The sequence below is a fragment of the Sphingopyxis italica genome, assembly GCF_011926545.1.
In the GTDB taxonomy this organism is placed as follows: domain Bacteria; phylum Pseudomonadota; class Alphaproteobacteria; order Sphingomonadales; family Sphingomonadaceae; genus Sphingopyxis; species Sphingopyxis italica.
Map to the genome: position 1 here is coordinate 546,814 of NZ_JAATIT010000003.1, position 21,771 is coordinate 568,584.

A 21,771-nucleotide genomic window follows, 5' to 3' on the forward strand; every position below is an offset into this window, starting at 1 on the left:
TCCCATGGCGCCCCCTTTTGCGGAGGCTTCCCTTAGCCGACGGCGAGAAAGCTCCCCGCTCATCATTTGCATGATTTTGCGCATTGTTGCACAAATGGCAAGCGTCTTTTGCGAGAGGCGGATATCGAGATTATACGACCTTAAATCATAGGATTACTTGGGATTTTGGCTCTCAATAGGCGCATCGGAAGAAAGCACCGCATACGTTTGCGCTCGATTTGCTTTATGCAAATTATTGCATAAGGCGGCGAAGCGAACGGATCGGATGTCAGGATCGCGAGGCGGGAATCGCCAGGGCGGCAAGCGCGGCGGCGCCGAGGAAAAGCGCGGCCAGCGCCAGCGCCGGCGCGGGCTGGCCGCCGAACAGATGCTGCACGGCGCCGCCGAGGCAGATCGCGGCGACGAGCTGGGGCACGACAAGGAAGATATTGTGGATGCCGAGATAGACGCCGACTTTTCCGGGCGGCACGCTATTGACGATGATCGCATAGGGCAGCGACAAGATAGCGGCCCAGGCGACGCCGATGCCAGCCGCCGCGATCCACAGCCACTCCGGGCCGGGCGCGAGCACGAAGCCCGCCATCCCCGCCGCGCCGCATAGCAGACAGAGAGCATAGGTGGCGCGCTCGCCGATCCGCGCCGCCAGCGCCGGCAGCGCGAGCGCGCCGATCGCCGCGACCCCATTATAGGTCGCGAACAGGATGCCGACCCAGTCGGCCGCCGCGGAATAGGCGGCGGATGCCGGGTCGCTGCTCCCATAATAGCGGCTCGCGACGGTTGGCGCCGCGTAGATCCACAGCGTGAAGAGCGCGAACCAGGTGAAGAATTGCACCAGCGCGAGGCGTTTCAACGCCAGAGGCATGCGCGCATAATCCTCGCCGATCTGGAGGAGGCCCAGCGCGTCGGCGCCGCGCGCCCGGCGCCATGTCGCCGCGAGTTGTCCGACCCCGATCATCAGCGCCGAGCCCCCGAGAACGAACACTTCCCAGCGCCAGCGAAGCAGGATGGCGACCAGTAGCAAGCCCGCGCCGGCGAGCGCGAGCAGGCGTCCGCTCGCCCGGTCCACCGGAGCATCGACCGGCCTATCGGGCTCATCCTCCGTTGCTGGAGCGACGACCGCCGGCCGTTCGTGGGTCGAAGCCGCGGTCCAGAAGACCGAAAGCAGCAGGCAGGCACTGCCGATGTAAAAGGCGTAGCGCACCGCGGGGGGCAAGACGCCCGGCTCCGCCGCGCCCGATACGCCGAACCAGTTGACGAGCATCCATGGCAGCGACGAGGCGAAGACCGCGCCCGCGCCGATGAAGAAGACCTGGATCGCATAGCCCCTCGCGCGCTGCGCCTCGGGCAGATTGTCCGCGACGAGCGCGCGCGCCGGATCCATGCTGATATTGTTCGACGCGGTGAGCAGCCAGAGCGCGGCGACCGACGCCCACAGCGTCGCCGCATTGGGCATGATCAGCAGCGCCAGCGCCGTCAGCAGCCCGCCGGCGATCAGGAAGGGCCGCCGCCGGCCGAAGCGCGATCGCGAGCCGTCGCTGAGGTGGCCGACGATGGGCTGGACGATCAACCCGGTGATCGGCCCCGCGATCCACAGCGCGGGCAGCGCGGCAACGTCGGCGCCGAGCGTCTGGAATATCCGCGTCGTGTTCGCATTCTGGAGCGCCCAGACGATCTGGATGCCGAACAATGCAAAGCACATGTTCCAGATATGCAAATTCGCCCGGTCGAAACGCCGCGAATCATTATTCCCGCCACAGTTACGCGGGTCATCGACATGCAAATCTTGCATTCCCTCCCCCCAATCGTGCTAACGCATGTCGGCGTCGAACATGAATGGCAAGCTTATGGGCACCAACAATACGAGATTGGAAGATTTGGCAAGGATGGCCGGCGTGTCGATCTCGACGGTGTCGCGCGCGCTCAACGACCATCCGCTGATCAGCCTGAATACCAAGAAGAAGGTCTGGGCGCTCGCACGCGAGCATAATTATCCGTTTCGCAGCCATATGGCCGCCGCGCCGGTCGGCGCCGAAGGCTCGATCGTCGTCGTCACCCCGCATATGCAGGGCCGCCCGCTGCCGCTGTCGCATCCCTTCTTCCTCGAACTGCTCGCGAGCATCGGCGAAGCGGCGCGCGCGCGCGATTGCGACTTCACCGTCAGCCACACCGCGCCGCGCGACATCGACGATTTGCTGACCGTGATGAACAGCAGCCGCGCCAACGGCGTCATCTTCCTCGGCCAGTCGATGCTCCACGACGGGTTCAACCAGCTTGCCGACGCGAACAGCAATTTCGTCGTCTGGGGTGCGCACCTGCCGGGGCAGAAATATCGTTCGGTCGGGTCGGACAATGTGCTCGGCGGGCGCCGCGCGACGCTGCATCTGGCGCGGCTGGGGCGCAAGGCGATCGCCTTCGTCGGATCGAGCGACCCCGAAGCGATGCAGCGGCGGCAGGGCTATGTCGAGGCGCTCGAGGCCAATGGGCTGGATGCCGACCCCGCGCTCGACGTGCGCGTCGATTTCGGTTTCGAATCGGCCGAGCGCGCGCTCGGCCAGCTTCTCGCGCGCGGGCGCTGCCCCGACGCCATCTTCGCGTCGAGCGACCTGATCGCGCTCGGCGCGATCCGCGCGCTGCGCAAGGCCAATCTGTCGGTGCCCAGGGACGTGTCGGTCGTCGGCTATGACGACATGCTGCTCGCGCGGCTCAGCACTCCCGCGCTGACGACGATCCAGCAGGACACGCTGGAGGCGGGCCGCCGGCTGGTGTCGCAGGTCATGGACCCGCAGGCCGAACAATATCTTGATTATTTGCCGACGCACCTGATTGTGCGCGAATCCTGCGGCGCCTGACGCGCGCCGTCAGATCGCCAAGGAGATGGTCCTTTGAGTGTCGCCAGCATCGCCCTGCCCCGCATCTTTCGCATCGGGGGCGGCGCGTCGAAACAGCTGCCCGAAGTGCTCGCAAGTCTCGGCCTGTCACGGCCGCTGATCGTGACCGACGCCTATCTCGTCAGCAGCGGGCGCGTCGATGAGCTGGAAAGCGGGCTGGCGGCGGCGGGGATCGCCGCGCGGGTGTTCGCCGATACCGTGCCCGACCCGACGGTGGCGTCGATCGATGCCGGCGTGGCGTTCTTGCACGAGGGCGAGCATGACTGCGTCGTCGGCTTCGGCGGCGGCAGCCCGCTCGACAGCGCCAAGGCGATCGCGCTGCTCGGCCGGCACGGCGGGGCGATGGCCGATTACAAGGCGCCGCATGTGCAGGACGCGCCGGGGCTGCCGGTGATCGCGATCCCGACGACCGCGGGCACGGGGTCGGAAGCGACGCGCTTCACGATCATCACCGACGAGGCGACCGACGAAAAGATGCTGTGCCCGGGGCTCGCCTATCTTCCGGTCGCGGCACTGGTCGATTACGAGCTGACCTTTACCAAGCCGGTGCGGCTCACCGCCGATACCGGGATCGATTCGCTGACGCACGCGATCGAGGCCTATGTGTCAAAGCGCGCGAACCCGTTCAGCGACGGCATGGCGCTGCTCGCGATGCGCGCGATCGCGCCCCATCTGCGGCGGGTGTGCGCCGACCCGATGGACGCGGCGGCGCGCGAGGCGATGATGCTCGGCGCGACGCAGGCGGGAATCGCTTTTTCGAACAGCTCGGTCGCGCTGGTCCACGGGATGAGCCGGCCGATCGGTGCGCATTTCCATGTGCCGCACGGGCTGTCGAACGCGATGCTGCTGCCCGCGGTGACGGCGTGGTCGGCGCCCGCGGCGCTCAACCGCTATGCCGACTGCGCGCGGGCGATGGAGGTCGCCGACGAGGCCGAGGGCGACCAGTCGGCGGTGGCGCGGCTGCTCGATGAGCTCGCGGCGCTGAACCGCGAACTCGAGGTGCCGGGGCCGGCGGCGTGGGGGATCGACGCGGCGCGCTGGGACGCGCTGGTCCCGACGATGTGCGCGCAGGCGGCGGCGTCGGGATCGCCCGCGAATAATCCGCGCGTGCCCGATGCCGAGGAGATGGCGGCGCTCTATGCGCAGGTCTGGGCGGGTTAGGTAGGGCGATCAGTCGCCGGGGCTGTCTTTACCGGATTGCGCAGATGCTCGGGCAGCGGCAGATCGAGCCACGCGTGGCGCTGCTCGGCCCAGACCGCCTGTTCGGGCATCGGAAAGTCGCGATCGGCAAACGCCCCCGCCGCGACGCCGATCAGGTGCGGGAGACGTTCGGGTTCCCACCACAGCGACGAGCCGCAATCGGGGCAGAAATGGAAGGATACGTCGCGCCCGCTGGCCGACGGACGCTTGAACGCCATGGCGCCCGCGACGGGCAATGCCACGCGCTCGCGGGGAAAAAAGGCGGCAACGCTGAAGAGCGATCCGGTTCGCCTTTGACAATCGAAGCAATGGCAGAGCGACACCTTCGCGGGATCGCCCGTGCAGGTGAGGACGAGCTTGCCGCAGTGACAGGAGGCGGTGCGTTCCATGGCGCGAAGGCATATCACCGCGCGCTGGGCAAACAAGTCTTGCCCGATCACCCGCAATTCGCACTTCGTTCATTGACCGGAAAGCCGCGCCCTGCTTAAGCGCGCTCGCCTCGCCTCCCGCTCTCCTACGTCTCGATGTGGAGGCGGGGCATCTCTTTCAAAAATCTTGTTATTGCGGGTCTGGGGCGAAGCATCGGGCGTAACCTTTATGGCAGTCGCTCTCCCATCGCGATTTGCAGCACCGCATACCATTCGGCGCGCGTCCAGCGCGGGATGAACGCCTGCGGGATTTCCCCGATCCGTTCGACCTTTTGCGTGCCGACGATCGGGATCGGACGCGCGGGATGCGCCATGACCCAGCTATAGGTCGCCGCGGCGCGCGAGACGCCATATTCGGCGGCCTTGGCGTCGAGCAGCGCGGCGATCGCGCGGCCGCGCTCATCCGCCGGATCGCCGAGCCGACCGCCGCCGAGCGGCGACCAGGCGAGAAAGGCCATGCCCTGTTCCATCGACTGATCGAAGAGGCCGTCGAAGAGCGGGGCGAGGTGGAGCGGGGAAAATTCGCTTTGATGGCTGACCAGCGGAACGGGAAGGAAGCGGGCCAGCGCCGACGTCTGAGCCGGCGTGAAGTTGGAGACGCCGATCGCTCCGACCTTGCCCGCGGCGTGCGCGTCTTCGAGTGTGCGCGCGATTTCTTGCGGGTGCGCGAGCAGGTCGGGACGGTGGATCTGCCACAGCTCGACCCGATCGGTGCGCAGGCGGCGAAGCGAGGCATCGATCGCCGACGCCAAATAGGGCGCGCTGCTGTCATAGGGCACGCCCGGGATGATCCCGCCCTTGGTCGCGAGGACCATCGCCTCGCGACGCCCGGGGGCTTCGGCGAAGACGTCACCGAGCAGGGTTTCGGCCGATCCGAAGCCGCCGGGCGTGTCGAAGCCATAGATGTCGGCGGTGTCGAACAGCGTCACCCCCGCCTCGAACGCCGCGTCGATACGCGCGCGGGCGGTGGCAAGATCGACGCCGGCAAAGCGCCACATGCCCCACGCGATAGGCGCGACGGCGTGCCCGGCGATGTCCACAGAAGCGGGAGCGGGAAGATGAGTCGGCATCGCTCAGAGTCCGAGCAGCTTGCGCGCGTTGCCCGAGCGGATCTTCGCGCGCTCCGCGTCGGTGAGGTCGAGCTTCGCGAAAGCCTCAAGAGTCTTGGGTAGCGAGATTTGCGGGAAATCGGACGCGATCAGCACATGATCGACCCCAACGTTGCGGATCGTCCAGACATATTCCTCCTCGATCGGCGAATCGGCCGCGAGGATCACGCTCGCCGAAATGTCGAAATAGATATTGTCGGCGAAGAGATTTTCGGCGGTGCGCGCGAGCGCGAGGATATTCCAGAAGCGGAAGCCGAGCCCGCCCATATGGCCGAAGATGAACTTCGTCTTCGGCGCCGAGAGCGCGAGGTTGAAGAGCTTCTCATTATCGCTGGGGACGATGCTGGCATTGTCCATGACGACGATCATGCCCCTGTCGCCCGCGTGCTTGACGAGCGTCAGCACGCGCGGGTCGGCGGCGTCGAATTTCTGCGTGTGCGGGTGGATTTTGAGCAGGCGGACGCCGCCTGCGGCGACGCGGTCGACTTCGGCGAGCGCGGCGTCGCCGTCATAGGGGTGGACCGTCGCGATCGCGATCATGTCGGGGTTCTTCGCGGCGAGCGCGATCAGGGCGTCATTGCGACTGGCTATGTCCGCCGGATTGCCCGCGAGCGCCTGATTCGGGCCGCCGAACCACATCGCCCCGAAGGCGTCGACCGACTGGCCGGCGGCTTTCAGTTGCGCCCGATATTCGGCGAGCGACGCCTCGCCCTTGTGCAGATGAACATGGGTATCGACGACAGCATCCTGTGCGAAGGCAGGCGCCGACGTTGTAAGCAAGGCGATCGAAAGCAGCAGGGCTCGCATGATGTCTCCAGTGCGCGAGGGGAGGAATGCCCCGACCTGCCACAAAGGATGCGCGCCGCCAATTACCTCACGCGCCGCGCGGTCCGCTTTTCGCTGATACCGTGCTGCCGGGCCCGGCGCGCCTCAGTTGGTCCAGTAGATATAATCCTGACCGTCCTTCCACGGCGCGTCGAGCGGCACGTCGATGCGCACGGGTCCTTCGACGAGGCCGGGCCAGATCGGTTTCGCCATGCCCCTGTTCTGCGCCTCGATCATCGCGCTGAGTTCGGCGACGCGTTGCGGATCGCTCGCGGCGAGATCGTGGCGCTCGGTGGGATCGGCCGCAAGGTTGTAGAGGCGCGCCTTTTCGGGTCGCTTCGTCACCTGCAATTTCCAGTCGCCCGCGCGCACCGCGCGATAATCGCCCGAGCGCCAGAACATCGCGGGACGCTTCGCGGGTCCGGCGAGGATATTTTCGCTGTCGATCGTCCGGTCATTCGGCAGTTTCGCGCCCGCGGCCGCGGCGATCGTCGCGAAAATGTCGAGGTGCCCGGTCACGTCTGCCCGCTGCGTCCCGGCCGCGATGCCGCCCGGCCAGCGCATGAACAGCGGGGCGCGGATGCCGCCTTCGAAGAAGGTCGCCTTCCAGCCGCGGAACGGCGCGTTCAGATCGGGCATGCCATTATACCAGGCGCCGCCATTGTCGCTGGTGAAGATGACAAGTGTGTTGTCGTCGATCCCCGCCTCTTTCAGCTTGGCCATCACGTCGCCGATGCGCCGGTCGAGCTGTGCGATCATCGCGCCGTAAACGCGCGTCTTGTGATCCTTGATCTGCGGCAGCTTGTCATAGTCGGCCTTGGTCGCCTGGAGCGGCGTGTGCGGCGCGTTGAAGGCGAGATACAGGAAGAAGGACCGGTTCCGGTTCGCCTCGATCGCCTCGATCGCCTCGTCGGCGAAATAGTCGGTCATATGCCCCTTGGGGTGGAACCGCTTGCTGCCGTTGAAGGTGACCGCGTGGCGCAAATTCGCCCAGATGAAGCGGTCGATCGGGTCCCAGGGCAGCTTGGCGTTGACGCCGTCCGGGTCATCTTCGGGCAGGAACATCGCCGCGCCCGCGAGGATCGCTAGGCTTTCGTCGAAGCCTTGCGCCTGCGGCTGGAGTTTCCGTGCTTCACCGAGATGCCATTTGCCGATGTGGAGCGTGTGATAGCCCGCCGCCTTCACCGCCTCGGCGATCGTCACTTCGCTCGCGGGGACGCCCATGTCGGGATAGGCGGGAATGTCGGGGGTGATCAGCTCGTCGTGGAAGATCGCGCGGTGCGGCCCGACGCCCTCACCATGCGCCAGATTTTCGGCGAACTCGACCGGGACCGCCGTATATTCGAAACCGAAGCGCGTCGGATAGCGCCCGGTCATCATCGCCGCGCGCGACGGCGAGCAGGTCGCGTTCGCGGCATAGGCGGTGGTGAAATTGACGCCATCGCGCGCTAGCGCGTCGATGTTCGGCGTCTTGACGACCCCCGCCACCCCGCCGCCGCCCAGGCTGATGTCGTTATAGCCGAGGTCGTCGGCGACGATCAGGATGATGTTCGGGGGTCGCTTTCCCTCCGGCGGTTTGGCCGGCCCCTGCTGCCACGCGATCGCGCGGTTTGGCTGCACCGGGTCCTTCCAGTCCTGGAGGATGCCGGGAATGCGATATTTATTCGCCTCGAACGCCCAATATCCCCCCGCGCCGGCGAGGAGCAATGCGGAGAAGGCGAGCCATCGTTTCTTCATCATCATCCCCCATATCGCGGCGTCGGCATGCTCGAAAACTATTGGCACTATATGTGTCACTATATGAGCCGATACGCAAGATTGTTTGACCCCGGCGCCAAGTCGGGCCAGCAGGAACGCCATGGCGACAGGGTCGGAAAAATCGAGCGCGCAAGAGATTGCACCGCCGCGGGTCGACGGCCGCCGCGAACGCGGGCGGTCGAGCCACCGGCGCATCGTCGAAGCGATGATGGAGCTGATCGCCCAAGGCGACCTGTCGCCGAGCGCGGCGCGCGTCGCCGAGGAGGCGGGCATTGGGCTGCGCACCGTGTTCCGTCATTTCGACGACATGGATGCGCTTTATGCCGAGATCACCGCGACGATCACCGAAGAGGTGATGCCGATCGTGATGGCGCCCTATCCCGCCCAGCCTTGGCGGGATAATATCCGCGAACTCGTCGCCCGGCGTGTGCGGGTGTTCGAAACGACGCTGCCCTTTCGCCTCGCCGCCAATATCAAGCGGTATCAGTCGCCGTTCCTGATGGGGCAATATAGCCGCGTCGTGATGCTCGAGCGCGAGCTGATCCTGCGCCTGCTGCCCGCCGACGTGCGCGCCGACCGGATCGGCGTCGAGGCGCTGTGCGCGGCGCTGTCGTTCCACAGCTGGCGCACGCTGCGCCATGACCAGAGCCTGTCGGCCGAGGATGCGGGCGCGGTGATGGTGCGGATGGTCGAGGCGCAGCTGGCGGCGATCGCCGTCGACTGAATGCCTATCCGCTTTTCGCGCGGCGCCCGCGGCGGAGCGCCCAGATCAGGCCCGACAGCAGCAGGACGAAGGCGCCGACCCACAGGCCGAAGCGGATCAGACGGGGCTTACCCTGATGTTCGAAGGCATAACGGTTGATCTGTTCGTCGGCGGTATAACCTGCGGGCATGTCGAGCACGCCGTTCGCTTTCGCATAGGCGCGGTAGTCGGCCATCATCGTCCTGAAGCGGTCGGACTCGGCGGCGGCGAGGTCGCGCGTCTCGCCGGGATCGGCCTTGAGATTGAACAGCCGCCACGCACCATCGCCGGTCGGCGCGAGATTGCGCACCAGCTTGTAATCGCCGCGGAACAGCGCGGCATTGCCCGACAGTTCATAGCCGAGCGGCGCGTCGCCGTGGACGCTTCCCGCGCCGCCCTTCAGCATCGGCACGAGGCTGCGGCCCGTCACGGGCTCGACCGCCCCGCCCCGCCAGCGTCCGCCATGACCGGATACGCCGGCAAGCTCGGTCAGCGTCGGCAAGATGTCGGTGACATGCGCGAGGCCGTCACTGATGCCGCCCGCGCGGATGTCGGCATGGCCCGGCCAGGCGATGATCAGCGGGACGCGCAGCCCGCCCTCGGACGCGGTGAATTTATAGCCCGATAGCGGCGACGCCGCCGCGCTCGCCCAGCCGGGCCCGATCGCCGAAAAGCTGCCGCGCCGGCCGATATTCGCGGTCGCAAGGTCATATTGCATGCCCAGAAACAGCCGGTTGCGCAGGCTGCTGAACGGATTGGTCGGCTCGGCGCCATTGTCCGACAGGAAGACGAAGATCGTGTTGTCGTAATCGCCGGCCGCTTTCAGATGCGCGACGAGGCGGCCGACCTCGCGGTCCATCGCGGTCGCCATGCCGGCATAGGCCCGCATCACGCGCACCGCCGCGGCGCGTTCCTCGGCGTCGAGCGTCCGCCAGTCGGGCGTCGTCGACATGGTGACCATCGGCACGCCCGCAGGGACGATGCCGAGCGCCGCTGCGCGCTTCGCCCGCGCTTCGCGGAGCGCCGTCCAGCCGTCCTGGTACATCGCCGAATAGCGCGCGATGTCGCTGTCGGGCGCCTGCACCGGGATATGATTGGCGAGGAAGTTGATCGATGCGAGGAAGGGTTTGCCGCTCGCGCGCCCCTCGTCGATATAGTCGATCATCCGCTGGACGACGAAGCGCGACGAATAATAATTTTTGGGCAGCGTCGCGGGCTTGCCGTTCTCGGTCCAGTTCGCCTTGTCGTACATGCCCTCGATCGGGCGCTGCTCGAAATTGTCGGCGCCGGCGTCGGCGAGGCTGAAGGCGCGGTCGTAGCCGCGCGCGTGCGGCAGCCGCGTCGCGTCGCTGCCGAGGTGCCATTTGCCGGTGAGATAGGTGCGGTAACCCGCCGCCTTCAAAAGCTCGCCGATCGTCACCACGCGGTGGTTCAGCACCGTATCGTAACCGGGCTTGCCGCGATGTTCGTCGGGGATCGTCTCGGGCATGTTGCCGAGCCCGTTGCGGTGGTTCATCACTCCCGTCTGCAGCATCGCGCGCGACGGCGAGCAGGACCCCGCGACATGGAAGTTCGAAAAGCGCACCCCGGCGTAGGCGAGCGCGTCGATGTTCGGGGTCGCGAATTCGGCGCCGAAGGAACCGACGTCGGAAAAGCCCCAGTCGTCGGCGAGCAGGATGACGATGTTCGGATGATCCGGCGCAGGCTTGGCGGGCTGCGCCTGCACGGGAAAAGCGCCGATCAGGGCGGCGATAGCGATGATGGCAGCACGCCGGGACCCGCCTATGCGACCCAGCCTAGTGGTCCTCCAGCGTACTGCCATCACTCCCACCCCCTCGGGATATGGCACTTACTATGTCAATATATTGCCGAGTCAATGGGCGATGCGGGATCGCTTGACCTTATCGTCCGCGATAGTCCGGGGCGCGTTTTTCGAGGAAGGCGGCGAGCGCCTCGCGATGATCTTCGGTCGCCGAAAGGATCACCTGCTGCCGATCCTCGATCGCCATCGCGGCCTCGAGGCTGGGCGCGTCGATGTTGAGGTTCAGCGCCTGTTTCGAAAGACGCAGGCCATAGGGCGCGGTCGCAAGCATCTCGTCGGCGAGCGCGAGGCCGCGATCGAGCAATGCCTCTTCCTCGACGATTTCGCTGACGAGCCCCACGCGCAGCGCGCGCTCGGCGTCGATGAAGCGGCCGGTCAGGATCATTTCGGACGCGAGGCTGGCGCCGACCAGACGAGGCAGGAAATAGCTCGACGCCATGTCGCAGCCGCCGAGGCCGATGCGAATATAGGCGGCGTTGCAACGGAACGACGGCGCCGCGTAACGCACGTCGGAGGCGAGCAGCAGCGACAGCCCGCCGCCGCACGCCGCGCCTTGGCCGAGCGCGATGACCGGCTGCGGACAGGCGCGCATCTTGCGATAGATGTTGCCGATGCTGGTCTGGGTGCGCAGCGTGCGGAGCACCGGTGTTTCGCCCGACGACCGGTCTTCCTGAATGTCGAGCCCGGCGCAAAAACCGCGCCCGGCACCGCGCAGGATCACGACGCGCACCTCAGGGCGGTCGGCGAGGCCGCCGAAATAGGCATTGAGTTCGTCGACCAGTCCCTCGTTCAGCGCATTGAGGCGTTCGGGCCGGTTGAGCGTCGCGATCTCGACCGCGCCGCGGCGTTCGACCAGCAGTTCGCTCACAATGTCTGCCCGTCGTCGATGGTGATGACGCTGCCCGTAATGCCGAGCGCGGCATCCGAGCAGAGCAGTAGCAGCGGCGCGTGGAGGTCACTCGGCGGCCGCATCCGCTGGCGCGGAAAGCTCTTCACCATCGCGGCGCCGGTGTCGCTTTCGAACAATTCGGCGGTCATTTCGGATTCGAAATAGCCGGGCTGGATGACATTGACGCTGATCCCGCGCCGCGCCCATTCGCGCGCGAGCGCCTTGCCCAAATGACGCACCGCCGCCTTGGTCGCGCCATAGACCGAGGTCGCGGGAAAGACCTTCTCGGCGGTGATCGACCCGATCAGGACGATGCGGCCGTTCTGCCTTTCGCGGCTGCCCGCCTTGTCGAGCCGCTTGGCGCCTTCGGTCGCGGTCAGGAAGACGCCGCGGACGTTGGCGGCGAGCAGAAAGTCGACCTCGTCGACCGACAGCCCCATCGCCATCTTCTCGGTCGCGACGCCGGCGTTGGCGACAATGGTATCGACGGTGCCGAAAGCGGCCTCGGCGGCGTCATAGGCGGCTTTGGTCGACGCTTCGTCGGTGACGTCCATGCTGACCGCGACCGCCTGCCCGCCCGCCGCTTCGATCGCCGCGACCTGCTCGGCGAGTTTGTCGGCGCGGCGAGCGGCGAGCACGACCTTAGCGCCCGCGGCGGCAAGCGCCCTGGCGAAGCCCGCGCCGAGCCCGGATGACGCTCCGGTTACCAGCGCGACGCGTCCCGTCAGATCGAACTTCGGTTGCTCGGCCATCATCTTCCCTTTCCTTCGTTTGCTACGCATTGGTCGCGATTGACGTTTACGTCAACGGGCAGGACTGGAAGGAAAAGCGTGACAAAGGGGTTGACGATCCTATTTTGTTCTCTTAATGTTCTTCTTGTGCACAACAAACCTCATCCCCCGTCGCGGCTGCCGAGCGCGGCGGGCGGGGGATAAAGGTCCGGTCAGCGCCCTCTGCCGGGCTTGACGATATATTGATCGCGATCCTCGACCGGGACATTGCCCTGGATCAGATGCCGGCTGGCGTAGACGCCGCCGCAGATTTCGATATCGAACCGTTCCTGATCGCGCCGCCGCGTTTCCTCCATGATGTCGCCGATCGCTTCCTCGTCGACTTCGAGCCGGCGCAGCGCCTCTTCCGCCATCACCAGCGCCGATTCGAAGGTTTCGCGCACCATATAGTCGGCGTTGGCGTGGACCAGCTCGATCGCATGTTCGCGGTCGAACGCGCGCGCCAGCAAGGGGGTATGCGGAAACTCGGCCTTCACCAGCTCGACAATCTTGAGCGTCGTTTCGCGGTCGTCGGTCGCGACGATGATCATCCGCGCCTTCTGTGCGCCGGCGGCGTGAAGGATGTCGAGCCGTGTGCCGTCGCCGTAATAAATCTTGAAACCGAAGGCCAAGGATTCGCGGATCGCGATCGTGTCGGTGTCGATCAGCGAGATCGAGCAGCCGTTGGCGAAGAGCGGCTGGCTGACGATCTGGCCGAAGCGCCCGAAGCCGATCATCAATATGCTGGCGCTGAGATTGTCGGCGACGTCGAGGTCTTCCGCCGTGTCCTCCACGCGCGGCATGAAGCGATCGTGCAGGATGATCATGATCGGGGTCAGCACCATCGACACGATGATGATCGCGGTCAGGGTCGCGTTGCTTTCCGCATCGATGATCCCGACGCCCGCCGCCGCGGCATAGAGCACGAAGGCGAATTCGCCGCCCTGCGCCATCAGCACCGCGCGCTCGACCGCTTCGGCATGGCCGCTCTTGAACAGCCGCGCGACGATGTAGATGACGATGATCTTCAGCGTCATATAGGCGGTGACCGAAATCGCGATCAGCCCCGCGTTGGCGGCGACGATATTGAGGTCGAGCGCCATGCCGACGCCGAGGAAGAAGAGGCCGAGCAAGACGCCGCGGAACGGTTCGACGTCGGCTTCGAGCTGATGGCGGAAGGAAGATTCGGAAAGGAGCACGCCGGCGAGGAAGGCGCCCATCGCCATCGACAGCCCCGCGAGCTGCATCGCCAGCGCGGCGCCAAGGACGACGAGCAGCGCCGCGGCGGTCATCACCTCGCGCGCCTTCGCGCGCCCGAGCAGGCGGAACATCGGGTCGAGCAGATAGCGGCCCGCGAGGATCAGCCCGGTGATCGCTCCCAGGCCGATCGCGACCGCGACCAGGCGGTCGGTCATCGACACCGCTTCGCCGCCCGGTGCGAGGAAGGCGGTGAGCGCGAGCAAGGGCACGATCGCCAGATCCTCGAGCAGCAGGATCGCGATGATCCGCCGCCCCTTGGGCTGGCCCATCTCGCGCCGCTCGTCGAGCATCTGCATGACGATCGCGGTCGAGGTGAGCACGAAGCCGGTGCCCGCGACGAAGCTCGCCGCGACCGGATAACCGAGCGCGAGCCCGACGCAGATCAGCAGCGCGATCGCGCCGCCGACCTGCGCCGCGCCGAGCCCGAAAATCTCGCCGCGCATCGCCCACAGCCGTGACGGCTGCATCTCGAGCCCGATGATGAAGAGGAACATGACGACGCCGAGTTCGGCGACGTGAAGGATCGTCTGCGCATCGGAGAACAGCGCCAGCCCGAAGGGACCGATCGCGAGCCCGGCCGCGAGATAGCCGAGCACCGAGCCGAGGCCGAGCCGCTTGAACAAGGGCACCGCGACGACGGCGGCGCCGAGCAGGATGACGATCGGCAACAGGTCGAACCCGTGCGCGGCTGCCTCGGCGGCATGTGCTGTTTCGGCGGCCATCGCCCGTCCCCTTATCCGACCCGGAACCCGCGCGGAAAGACGGGTTCGAATCGAGGCTTAGAGCAAGGAGCGCCGGCCTGCCAGCGCCGGGTCAGGGCGCGGCGCGCGCGGTCGAGAGCGAATAGGGGCGCGCCGCCGCCGCCTTGCCCCATTCGGCATCGGGCTTCGTCTGCATCGTGAAGCGGAGCGTGCCGCCGCTGCGGATTTCGGCGTCCGAAATCCAGCTGCGCGCGAGCGGCTTGCCGTTGAGCTCGACCTTGCCGACATAGGGGTTGGCGTCGGAGAGGCCGACCGTTTCGACCGTGAAACGTTTACCGCCGGGTAGGTTAAGCACCGCGCGGTCGACGAAGGGGCGGCCGATCACATATTGGTTCGATCCCGGCGCGACCGGATAGAAGCCGAGGCTGGTAAAGACGAGCCACGCCGACATCTGGCCGAGGTCGTCGTTGCCCGACAGGCCGTCGGGGGTGGGTTTATACTGGCTGTCGACGATCTGCTTCAGCCGCTCCTGCGTCCGCCACGGGGCGCCGGCATAGGCGTAGAGATAGGCGACATGGTGGCTCGGTTCGTTGCCATGGATATATTGGCCGATCAGCCCGGCGATATCCTCGGCATGGCTATAGTCGAGCTTCGAGATGTCATAGTCGAACATCGCGTCGAGCTTGGCGATCGTCTTGGCGTCGCCGCCGAGGATGCGGAAGAGCCCGGCCTGATCCTGGGGCACGAACCACGAATATTGCCACGCATTGCCTTCGGTATAGTCCGAGCCATAGTTGATCGCGGTCGGATCGAAGGGTGTGCGGAAGCTGCCGTCGGCCTTGCGCGCGCGCAGCCAGCCGGTCTTCGCATCGAAGCTGTTCCGCCAGTAACCGGCACGCTTGTAGAAGCGGTCGGCGATGTCCTTGCGGCCCATCTTTTCGGCCATCCGCGCGATCGTCCAGTCGTCATAGGCATATTCGACCGTCTTCGACGCCGCCTCGGGCTCGCGGTCGATCGCGACATAGCCGAGCTTCATATAGTCGCCGAGCCCGCCATAGGGGGCATATTCGGCGCTCGCGACCATGGCGTCCAGGGCCTCGTTCGCGTCGAAATCGCCCACGCCCTTCAGATAGGCGTCGGCGATCACCGGGACCGCGTGATAGCCGATCATCGTCCAGGTTTCGCGTCCGTGGAACTGCCAGACGGGCAGGATGCCGTGCGGGCTCGCCTTGCGGCTCGCGACGAGCGATTTGACGATGTCGCTGTTGGTTTTGCCCGGCTGGACGAGCGTCAGCAGCGGGTGCTGCGCGCGGAACGTGTCCCACAGCGAAAAGGTCGAGCGGAAGGTGAAATCCTTCGCGGTATGGACCTGATCGTCGGGGCCGCGATAGCGTCCGTCGACGTCGCTCCACACGCTCGGCGCGAGCAGGCTGTGATAGAGCGCGGTGTAGAGATTGGTGCGCATCGGCGCGGGCGCCTCGATTTCGAGCGCGCCCAGAGCTTTGCGCCATTCGCCTTCGGTGCGGTCGCGGACGGCGTCGAAGCCGGCGCCTTCTGCATCGAGGTTGGCGACGGCGCCGACCTCGTCGACGCCCGACAGCGCAACGCGCACTTCGAGCGGGCCGTCGAGCTGGCCGAAATCAAGCCGCGCTTCGAGCGCCTTGCCGAGCTTTTCGGCGAGCGCGTCGCTGCCGCGGCCGGGAGGATGGAAACCCTTGTACGGAATCTTCTCGTCGCGATCGAGGAAGGCGTGGGATTTGAGCGGCGCCGAGAAGCGCATCGCGAAATAGAGCTTGCGCCCCGGTGCCCAGCCACGCGTTTCGCGAAAACCGGTGAGCGTGCCGTCGGGACGAAGGTGGAGGCCCGACCAGAGGATCTTGCCCGGATAATCATAGAGCGACGAGCGGAGGTCGAGGAGGAGATGCGCCTCTTTCCCCGCGGGGAAGCTGTAGCGGTGGACGCCGACGCGGGTGCCCGCGGTGAGTTCGGCGCGGATGCCGCTGTCGGCCAGCGTGACGGCATAATAGCCGGGGCTGGCTTTTTCGGTGTCGTGGCTGAAACGCTGGCGATAGCCCGAACCGGGCTTGGCGGGATCGCCCGGATCGAGCTTGACGCTATCCACCGGGCCAACTTGCGGCATGACGAGAATGTCGCCGAGGTCCGAATGGCCCGCGCCCGAAAAATGGGTGTGGCTGAAACCCTGGATCGTCGGGTCGTTGTAGCTGTAGCCCGCGGCATGATCGTAGCAGTCGCGGATCTGGCACGTCGCGTCGGTGTCGGGCGACAGCTGGACCATGCCGAAGGGCGCGGTCGCGCCGGGGAAGGTGTGGCCTTCGGGGCCGGTGCCGATCATCGGGTCGACGAAAGCGAGCGGATCGGGCGCCGGTTGTTCGGCGAAGGACTGGATCGGCAGGAGGGCGAGCAGCGCGGCGGCGGCGGTCAGGCGTTTCATCATGCCCTTGTGCCGCGAAGGCTCCGCCCTGTCCAACGGCGCGCGGCCCGCCCGGCTCACGCCGCGACCCCGACCGCGTCCATCGCCAGCGCGATGGCGCCAAGCGGACCCGCCATGGTTCCAAGCTCGGGAGCGATCACATAAGCGCCATTCCCCGGGATCTGCATATAGTCCGCGAGGCTCTTTTCGAGCTGTGCGTTGATCCGCGGGAGCAATTGCGGCTGGCCGGCGAGCACACCGCCGCCCATCGCGACGCGCATCGGCCCGGTCGTGCAGGCGAGCGAATGCACCATCGTCGCCAGGGCGTGCACGATCGGTTCCCAAACGGGGTCGTCGGCGGAGACGTCCGCCAGCGGCCGCCCGCCCAACCGTGCGTTGAGCGCGGTGCCCGAGGCGAGGCCTTCGACACAATCGTCGTGGAAGCGGCACACGCTCGGCACGTCGTCGCCGGCAAGGCGCGGGACGAGGATATGGCCGATCTCGCTGTGGCTGAACCCGCGCGTCGGCCTGCCGTGGACGACCAGCCCGACGCCGACGCCGGTGCCGACGGTCACATAGGCGAAATCGTCGAGGCCGCGCCCGCTGCCCCAGCGGATTTCGGCGAGCGCCGCGCCGTTGACGTCGGTGTCGAAACCGATCGGGACCAAAAAGGCCGATCGCAGCGGGCCGAGCAGGTCGGCGCCTTCCCAATCGGGCTTGTTCGTCGCGCCGACCCGCCCATAATCGGCCTTTGCGGGATCGACCCGGATCGGGCCGAATGAGGCGACGCCGATGCTGCAAAAGCCGTGCGATCGCGCCCAGCCGTCGAGCACCGCCATGATCGCGGGCAGCGTTTCGGACGGCACGGTGGTCGCGATCATTTGCTGATCGCGGATGTCGTCCGGTCCCGCAGCGAGCGTGCAAATGCACTTGGTGCCGCCCAGTTCGACGCCGGCGAACAGGCGCGCTTCGCTGCGGTCTGTTGCGGGACCATCCATCAGCGCCACCCCTTCGCTCGATCGCTGAGGTTTCTGGAGCGTGCCGGGCCGCATCGCAAGGCCGAACGTGACGGGATTTGGAGAGATTTCACAACGTATTCCGTTCTTATCATTTTCTTTTCGCTACCAAAAACTTGTCGCCAATTTGCTTCATGCGGGGGCGGAACCGAAAGACGGCGGACGGTCGGCTTTCGCCGTGCCGAATGCGGACGGCTTCGCGCCCATCTCGAAAACGAGTTCGCCGCCGCCGATCAGGTCGGCGTGCGCGATCCAGTTCTTGCTCCACGACTGGCCGTTCCAGCGCACCGACTGCACGTAAGGCCGGTCGGGGCCGTTGCCCTCTGCCCGGACGGTGAGCGTCTTGCCCGCGCCCACCGTCACCTCGGCAACGTCGAACAGCGGCGAGCCGAATACGTAGACCGCGCTGACCGGATCGACCGGGTAGAAACCGAGCGCCGAGAGGATGAACCACGCGCTCATCTGGCCGCAATCGTCGTTGCCGATCACCCCGTCGGGGTCGTTCTTGTACATTTCGCCGAGCAGGCGGCGGACCATCGCCTGCGCCTTCGCGGGCGCGCCGCAATAGGCGTACATGTACGCGACATGGTGATTGGGTTCGTTGCCATGGGCATATTGGCCGACGAGCCCCGAAATGTCGGGCGGCGCATTGTCGGGCAGGGTCGAGGGCGCGTTGAACAGCGCGTCGAGCTGTTTCTCGAACGCCGCGTCGCCGCCGAAATGATCGATCAGGCCATAGACGTCGTGCTGGTTGAGGAAGGTCGCCTGCCAGCCGTTCGCTTCGGTATAGTCGCGCCATTTCTTGACGTTGTGGCCGATCTGGACCGGATCATAATCCTTCCACCAGCTGCCGTCCTTGAAGCGCGGGCGGGCGAAGCGCGTTTCGGGGTCGATGACGCCGCGATAGTTCTGCGCGCGCTTGCGCAGCGCCGCCGCGTCGTCCTTGGCGCCGACCGCGTCGGCGAGGTGCGCCATCGCCCAGTCGTCATAGGCATATTCCTGCGTCCGGCTGACCGATTCCCATATCTCGTCGCACGGGATATAGCCGAGATCGTAATAGAAGCCGCGGCCGAGCGTGCTGTCGATATCCTTGTAATCGCGGTCGAAGGCGCGGCGGCGGATATTGGGCCAGGCGGCGGCATAGTCGGCCTTGATCCCTTTGGCGTGCGCCTCGGCGAGCACCGAGACGCCGTGCCAGCCGATCATGCACGCGGTCTCGACCCCCTGCAGCGGCCAGACGAGTGGGCCGGCGGGGCTCTGCGCGGTCTGGCGGCAGATGTCGCGGGTCAGGAGCGCGGCGCGCTCGGGGTCGATCAGCGTCAAGAGCGGATGGAGCGCGCGATAGGTGTCCCACAGCGAATAGGTGCTGAACGCTTCCTCGCCTTTCGCGGCCTGATGTACCTGCCGGTCGAGCCCGACATAACGGCCGTCGCGGTCGGTGAAGAGCGTCGGCGCAAGCTGCGCATGATAGAGCGCACTCGTCATGATGACGCGCTGCGCCTCGGTGCCGCCCGACACGCGGATGCCGCCGAGCGCCTTGGCCCAGCTGCCGCGCGCGGCCTTGACCGCGCCGTCGAAGTCCCAGGCAGGAACCTCCTGCGCCAGCGCGTCGCGCGCGCCTTTTACGTCGACCGCCGAGAGGCCGGTCTTGATCAGGATCGGCGGACCACCGGCATCGTCGAAGAAAAAGGCGACCTTGAGCTTGTTGCCCTTGATCGACGTCGCGCCATCGGGGGCGGGGGTGCCGTCGTCGCCGAAAAATTGCACGCGGTCGGGGCGCCGCGACATCCGCATCGCGAAATGGATGCGCCGGCCCTTCGCCCAGCGATTGACCTGCCGCCCGCCCGTGAGCATGCCGTCCTCGCCGATGTCGAGCGACGCATTTTCGACGACGATGCCCTTGTCCCAATCATCCTCGATCGCGTGCGCGAAATCGATCAGGATATGGCCCGGCCCTTGGCCGAAGCGATAGCGATGCAGCCCGCAGCGTTCGGTGACGGTGAGTTCGGCGAGCACGCCGGTCTCGAGCTTCACGCGGTAATAGCCGGGCTCGGCATGTTCGTCCGAGTAACGCTGGCGAAAGCCCTCGCCGGGCTTTTCGATCGTTCCGGGTTCGAGCTTCAGTTCGCGCCGCGTGGGCACCACGAGCACGTCGAGCATGTCGCCGATGCCGGTGCCCGAGAGGTGCGTGTGGCTGAACCCCATGATCGAGCCATCCTTCTGGTGATAGCCCGAGCAGGCGTCCCAGCCGTGGGTGTTCGTATCGGGGCTCAATTGCGCCATGCCGAAGGGCAGCGACGCGCCGGGGAAGGTATGGCCGTGCCCGCCGGTGCCGATGAAGAGATTGGGCTTGCCGACGGCGACGGCGTCGTGCCCGCCCGCGACGCGCGAGCAGCCGGCGGGGATCGCGCCGCCGAGCGCGAGCAGGCCGGTGGTGGCGAGAAGCTGGCGGCGGCTGGTCGTGATCATCGTCCCCTCTCCGCTCACAGCGGCCGCGCGAGCAGCGCCGGGCGCTTGTCGGCGACCTCGACGATCAACTGGCCGAACAGCGCGTTGGCCCACGCGAACCAGCTGCGCGTGAAGTTCTTCGGATCATCCTTGTGGAAGCTTTCGTGCATGAAGCCGGTGCCGCCGTGCGTGGTCTTCAGCCAGCGCAGGCACTGGAGGATCGTCGCATCGTCGTCGGCGTTCATCGCGCGGGTGATGATCGACATCGGCCAGATCATGTCGAGGCCGATATGCGGGCCGCCGATGCCCTCGGCCGCCGTGCCCTTGAAGAAATAGGGGTTGCGATCCGACCAGGCGAGCGCGGCGGTGCGGAGGAAGAGCGGGTCCTTCTTGTCGACGACGTCGATCAGCGGCAGCCCTGACAGGCTCGGCACATTGGCATCGTCCATGAAGATGTAATTGCCGAAGCCGTCGATCTCATACGCCCACACCTGACCGCCCTTGCCGTCGTCGATCAATGCGTGCGCCTTCAGCGCCGCATCGACTTCGGCGGCGAGCGCCTCGGCGTCGGTTGCCGCAGCATTGTCGCCGCGCGCCTCGCGATGGACGGTCGCGATCTTGCGGAGGACCGACACCGCGAACAGGTTCGACGGGATCAGGAAGGGATAGAGGCACGCATCATCCGACGGGCGGAACATCGAATGAATCAGCCCGATCTTTTTCGTCGGCCGGCCATAGCCGCCGAGCATCAGACTGTCCGACGGCTGAAGCGCGGGGCGCTGGAACTTGTACGGTCCGGGCCCATCCTTGCGCTGCTGTTCGCGGAAGGTTTGGGCCGCAAGCTTCATCGCGCGCGACCATGTCTCGTCGAACGGCGCCTTGTCCTTCGTGCGCGTCCAATATTCGTGGGACAGCCGCATCGCGTAGCAGAGCGAGTCGATTTCCCATTTGCGCTCGGCAACGCCGGGCTTCATCTCGGTCTTGTCGGTCTGCGACCATTCGAGCTTCGACGGTGCGGTCGGGTCCTTGTCGAACGCATTGGCATAGGGATCGATCAGGATGCAGCGCGCCTGCCGCTGGATCAGTCCCTGGAACAGCCGCTTGAGCTTCGCGTCCTTGGCGACGAGGTGGATATAGGGTTGCACCTGCGCCGAGCTGTCGCGCAGCCACATCGCCTCGATATCGCCGGTGATGACGAAGGTGTCGGGGCGGCCGTCGATCGTGCCCGTCTGGACCGTCGTGTCGAGCGTGTTCGGGTAGCAATTCTCGAACAGCCACGCGAGTTCGGGGTCGGCGATCTTCGCCTTCACGCGCGAAATCTCGGCCTCGATCGCGGGGCTGGTGAAGGCGCGCTGCGCAGGCGCGGGGCGCTTGCTGGCGAAGCTGCCGGTCGCGGCGCGCGCGGCGGCGGGCATCGCGGCGGCGAGCGCGAGCGCGCCGGCGCCGGCCATGATTTCGCGGCGGCTCTGGGTCATGTTCATCTC

At 66.4% G+C, this 21,771-nt stretch carries 16 protein-coding genes; 3 read left to right on the forward strand and 13 right to left on the reverse strand.

All coding sequences use genetic code 11. The features are described 5' to 3' along the window. Positions 1 to 268: 268 nt before the first annotated feature. Positions 269 to 1,699 (reverse strand): MFS transporter, encoded by a 1,431-nt coding sequence (locus GGR90_RS13920; protein ID WP_167922038.1) that lies wholly within the window; start codon positions 1,697 to 1,699, stop codon positions 269 to 271. Positions 1,700 to 1,844: 145 nt separating this feature from the next. Here GGR90_RS13920 and GGR90_RS13925 point away from each other — a divergent pair, with 145 nt between their 5' ends. After that, positions 1,845 to 2,849 (forward strand): LacI family DNA-binding transcriptional regulator, encoded by a 1,005-nt coding sequence (locus GGR90_RS13925; RefSeq protein WP_167922159.1) that lies wholly within the window; start codon positions 1,845 to 1,847, stop codon positions 2,847 to 2,849. Positions 2,850 to 2,882: 33 nt separating this feature from the next. After that, entirely contained in the window at positions 2,883 to 4,049 is a 1,167-nt protein-coding gene (locus tag GGR90_RS13930; RefSeq protein ID WP_167922039.1) for an iron-containing alcohol dehydrogenase, read from the forward strand. Here the strand turns inward: GGR90_RS13930 and GGR90_RS13935 are convergent. The 4 genes from GGR90_RS13935 to GGR90_RS13950 form a co-directional block, all read right to left on the reverse strand. Then, the gene (locus GGR90_RS13935; protein ID WP_167922040.1) at positions 4,046 to 4,477 is read right to left on the reverse strand and encodes a GFA family protein; all 432 of its coding nucleotides are present in this window, start codon (positions 4,475 to 4,477) and stop codon (positions 4,046 to 4,048) included. The genes GGR90_RS13930 and GGR90_RS13935 overlap by 4 nt on opposite strands. Before the next feature lie 206 nt (positions 4,478 to 4,683). Further along, entirely contained in the window at positions 4,684 to 5,586 is a 903-nt protein-coding gene (locus GGR90_RS13940) for an aldo/keto reductase (RefSeq protein WP_483414528.1), read from the reverse strand. Between the two features lie 3 nt (positions 5,587 to 5,589). Beyond that, entirely contained in the window at positions 5,590 to 6,432 is an 843-nt protein-coding gene (locus tag GGR90_RS13945; protein ID WP_167922042.1) for an amidohydrolase family protein, read from the reverse strand. Between the two features lie 123 nt (positions 6,433 to 6,555). After that, positions 6,556 to 8,187: a sulfatase-like hydrolase/transferase gene (locus GGR90_RS13950; protein ID WP_167922043.1), complete on the reverse strand. Its 1,632-nt coding sequence runs from the start codon at positions 8,185 to 8,187 to the stop codon at positions 6,556 to 6,558. A gap of 121 nt (positions 8,188 to 8,308) precedes the next feature. Here GGR90_RS13950 and GGR90_RS13955 point away from each other — a divergent pair, with 121 nt between their 5' ends. After that, on the forward strand, positions 8,309 to 8,932 hold the full coding sequence (locus GGR90_RS13955) for a TetR/AcrR family transcriptional regulator (RefSeq protein WP_245198671.1): 624 nt from the start codon (positions 8,309 to 8,311) through the stop codon (positions 8,930 to 8,932). 4 nt (positions 8,933 to 8,936) lie between these two features. Here the strand turns inward: GGR90_RS13955 and GGR90_RS13960 are convergent, their stop codons facing one another. The 8 genes from GGR90_RS13960 to GGR90_RS13995 all read right to left on the reverse strand — a co-directional run bounded on the left by GGR90_RS13960 (position 8,937) and on the right by GGR90_RS13995 (position 21,762). Next, on the reverse strand, positions 8,937 to 10,676 hold the full coding sequence (locus GGR90_RS13960) for an arylsulfatase (protein ID WP_342449942.1): 1,740 nt from the start codon (positions 10,674 to 10,676) through the stop codon (positions 8,937 to 8,939). A 175-nt stretch (positions 10,677 to 10,851) separates the two neighbouring features. Next, positions 10,852 to 11,643: an enoyl-CoA hydratase/isomerase family protein gene (locus tag GGR90_RS13965; RefSeq protein WP_167922161.1), complete on the reverse strand. Its 792-nt coding sequence runs from the start codon at positions 11,641 to 11,643 to the stop codon at positions 10,852 to 10,854. After that, positions 11,637 to 12,413 (reverse strand): SDR family NAD(P)-dependent oxidoreductase, encoded by a 777-nt coding sequence (locus GGR90_RS13970; protein ID WP_167922045.1) that lies wholly within the window; start codon positions 12,411 to 12,413, stop codon positions 11,637 to 11,639. The genes GGR90_RS13965 and GGR90_RS13970 overlap by 7 nt, the downstream gene beginning before the upstream one ends. A 191-nt stretch (positions 12,414 to 12,604) precedes the next feature. Beyond that, the gene (locus GGR90_RS13975; protein ID WP_167922046.1) at positions 12,605 to 14,413 is read right to left on the reverse strand and encodes a monovalent cation:proton antiporter-2 (CPA2) family protein; all 1,809 of its coding nucleotides are present in this window, start codon (positions 14,411 to 14,413) and stop codon (positions 12,605 to 12,607) included. Between the two features lie 91 nt (positions 14,414 to 14,504). Beyond that, on the reverse strand, positions 14,505 to 16,844 hold the full coding sequence (locus GGR90_RS13980; RefSeq protein ID WP_245198672.1) for a GH92 family glycosyl hydrolase: 2,340 nt from the start codon (positions 16,842 to 16,844) through the stop codon (positions 14,505 to 14,507). A gap of 56 nt (positions 16,845 to 16,900) precedes the next feature. Beyond that, positions 16,901 to 17,821 (reverse strand): ROK family protein, encoded by a 921-nt coding sequence (locus tag GGR90_RS13985; RefSeq protein WP_167922048.1) that lies wholly within the window; start codon positions 17,819 to 17,821, stop codon positions 16,901 to 16,903. A 150-nt stretch (positions 17,822 to 17,971) separates the two neighbouring features. Further along, complete coding sequence (locus GGR90_RS13990) at positions 17,972 to 20,308, reverse strand: GH92 family glycosyl hydrolase (protein WP_167922049.1); 2,337 nt, start codon at positions 20,306 to 20,308, stop codon at positions 17,972 to 17,974. Between the two features lie 14 nt (positions 20,309 to 20,322). Beyond that, complete coding sequence (locus tag GGR90_RS13995; RefSeq protein WP_167922050.1) at positions 20,323 to 21,762, reverse strand: glycoside hydrolase family 125 protein; 1,440 nt, start codon at positions 21,760 to 21,762, stop codon at positions 20,323 to 20,325. Positions 21,763 to 21,771 lie beyond the last annotated feature (9 nt).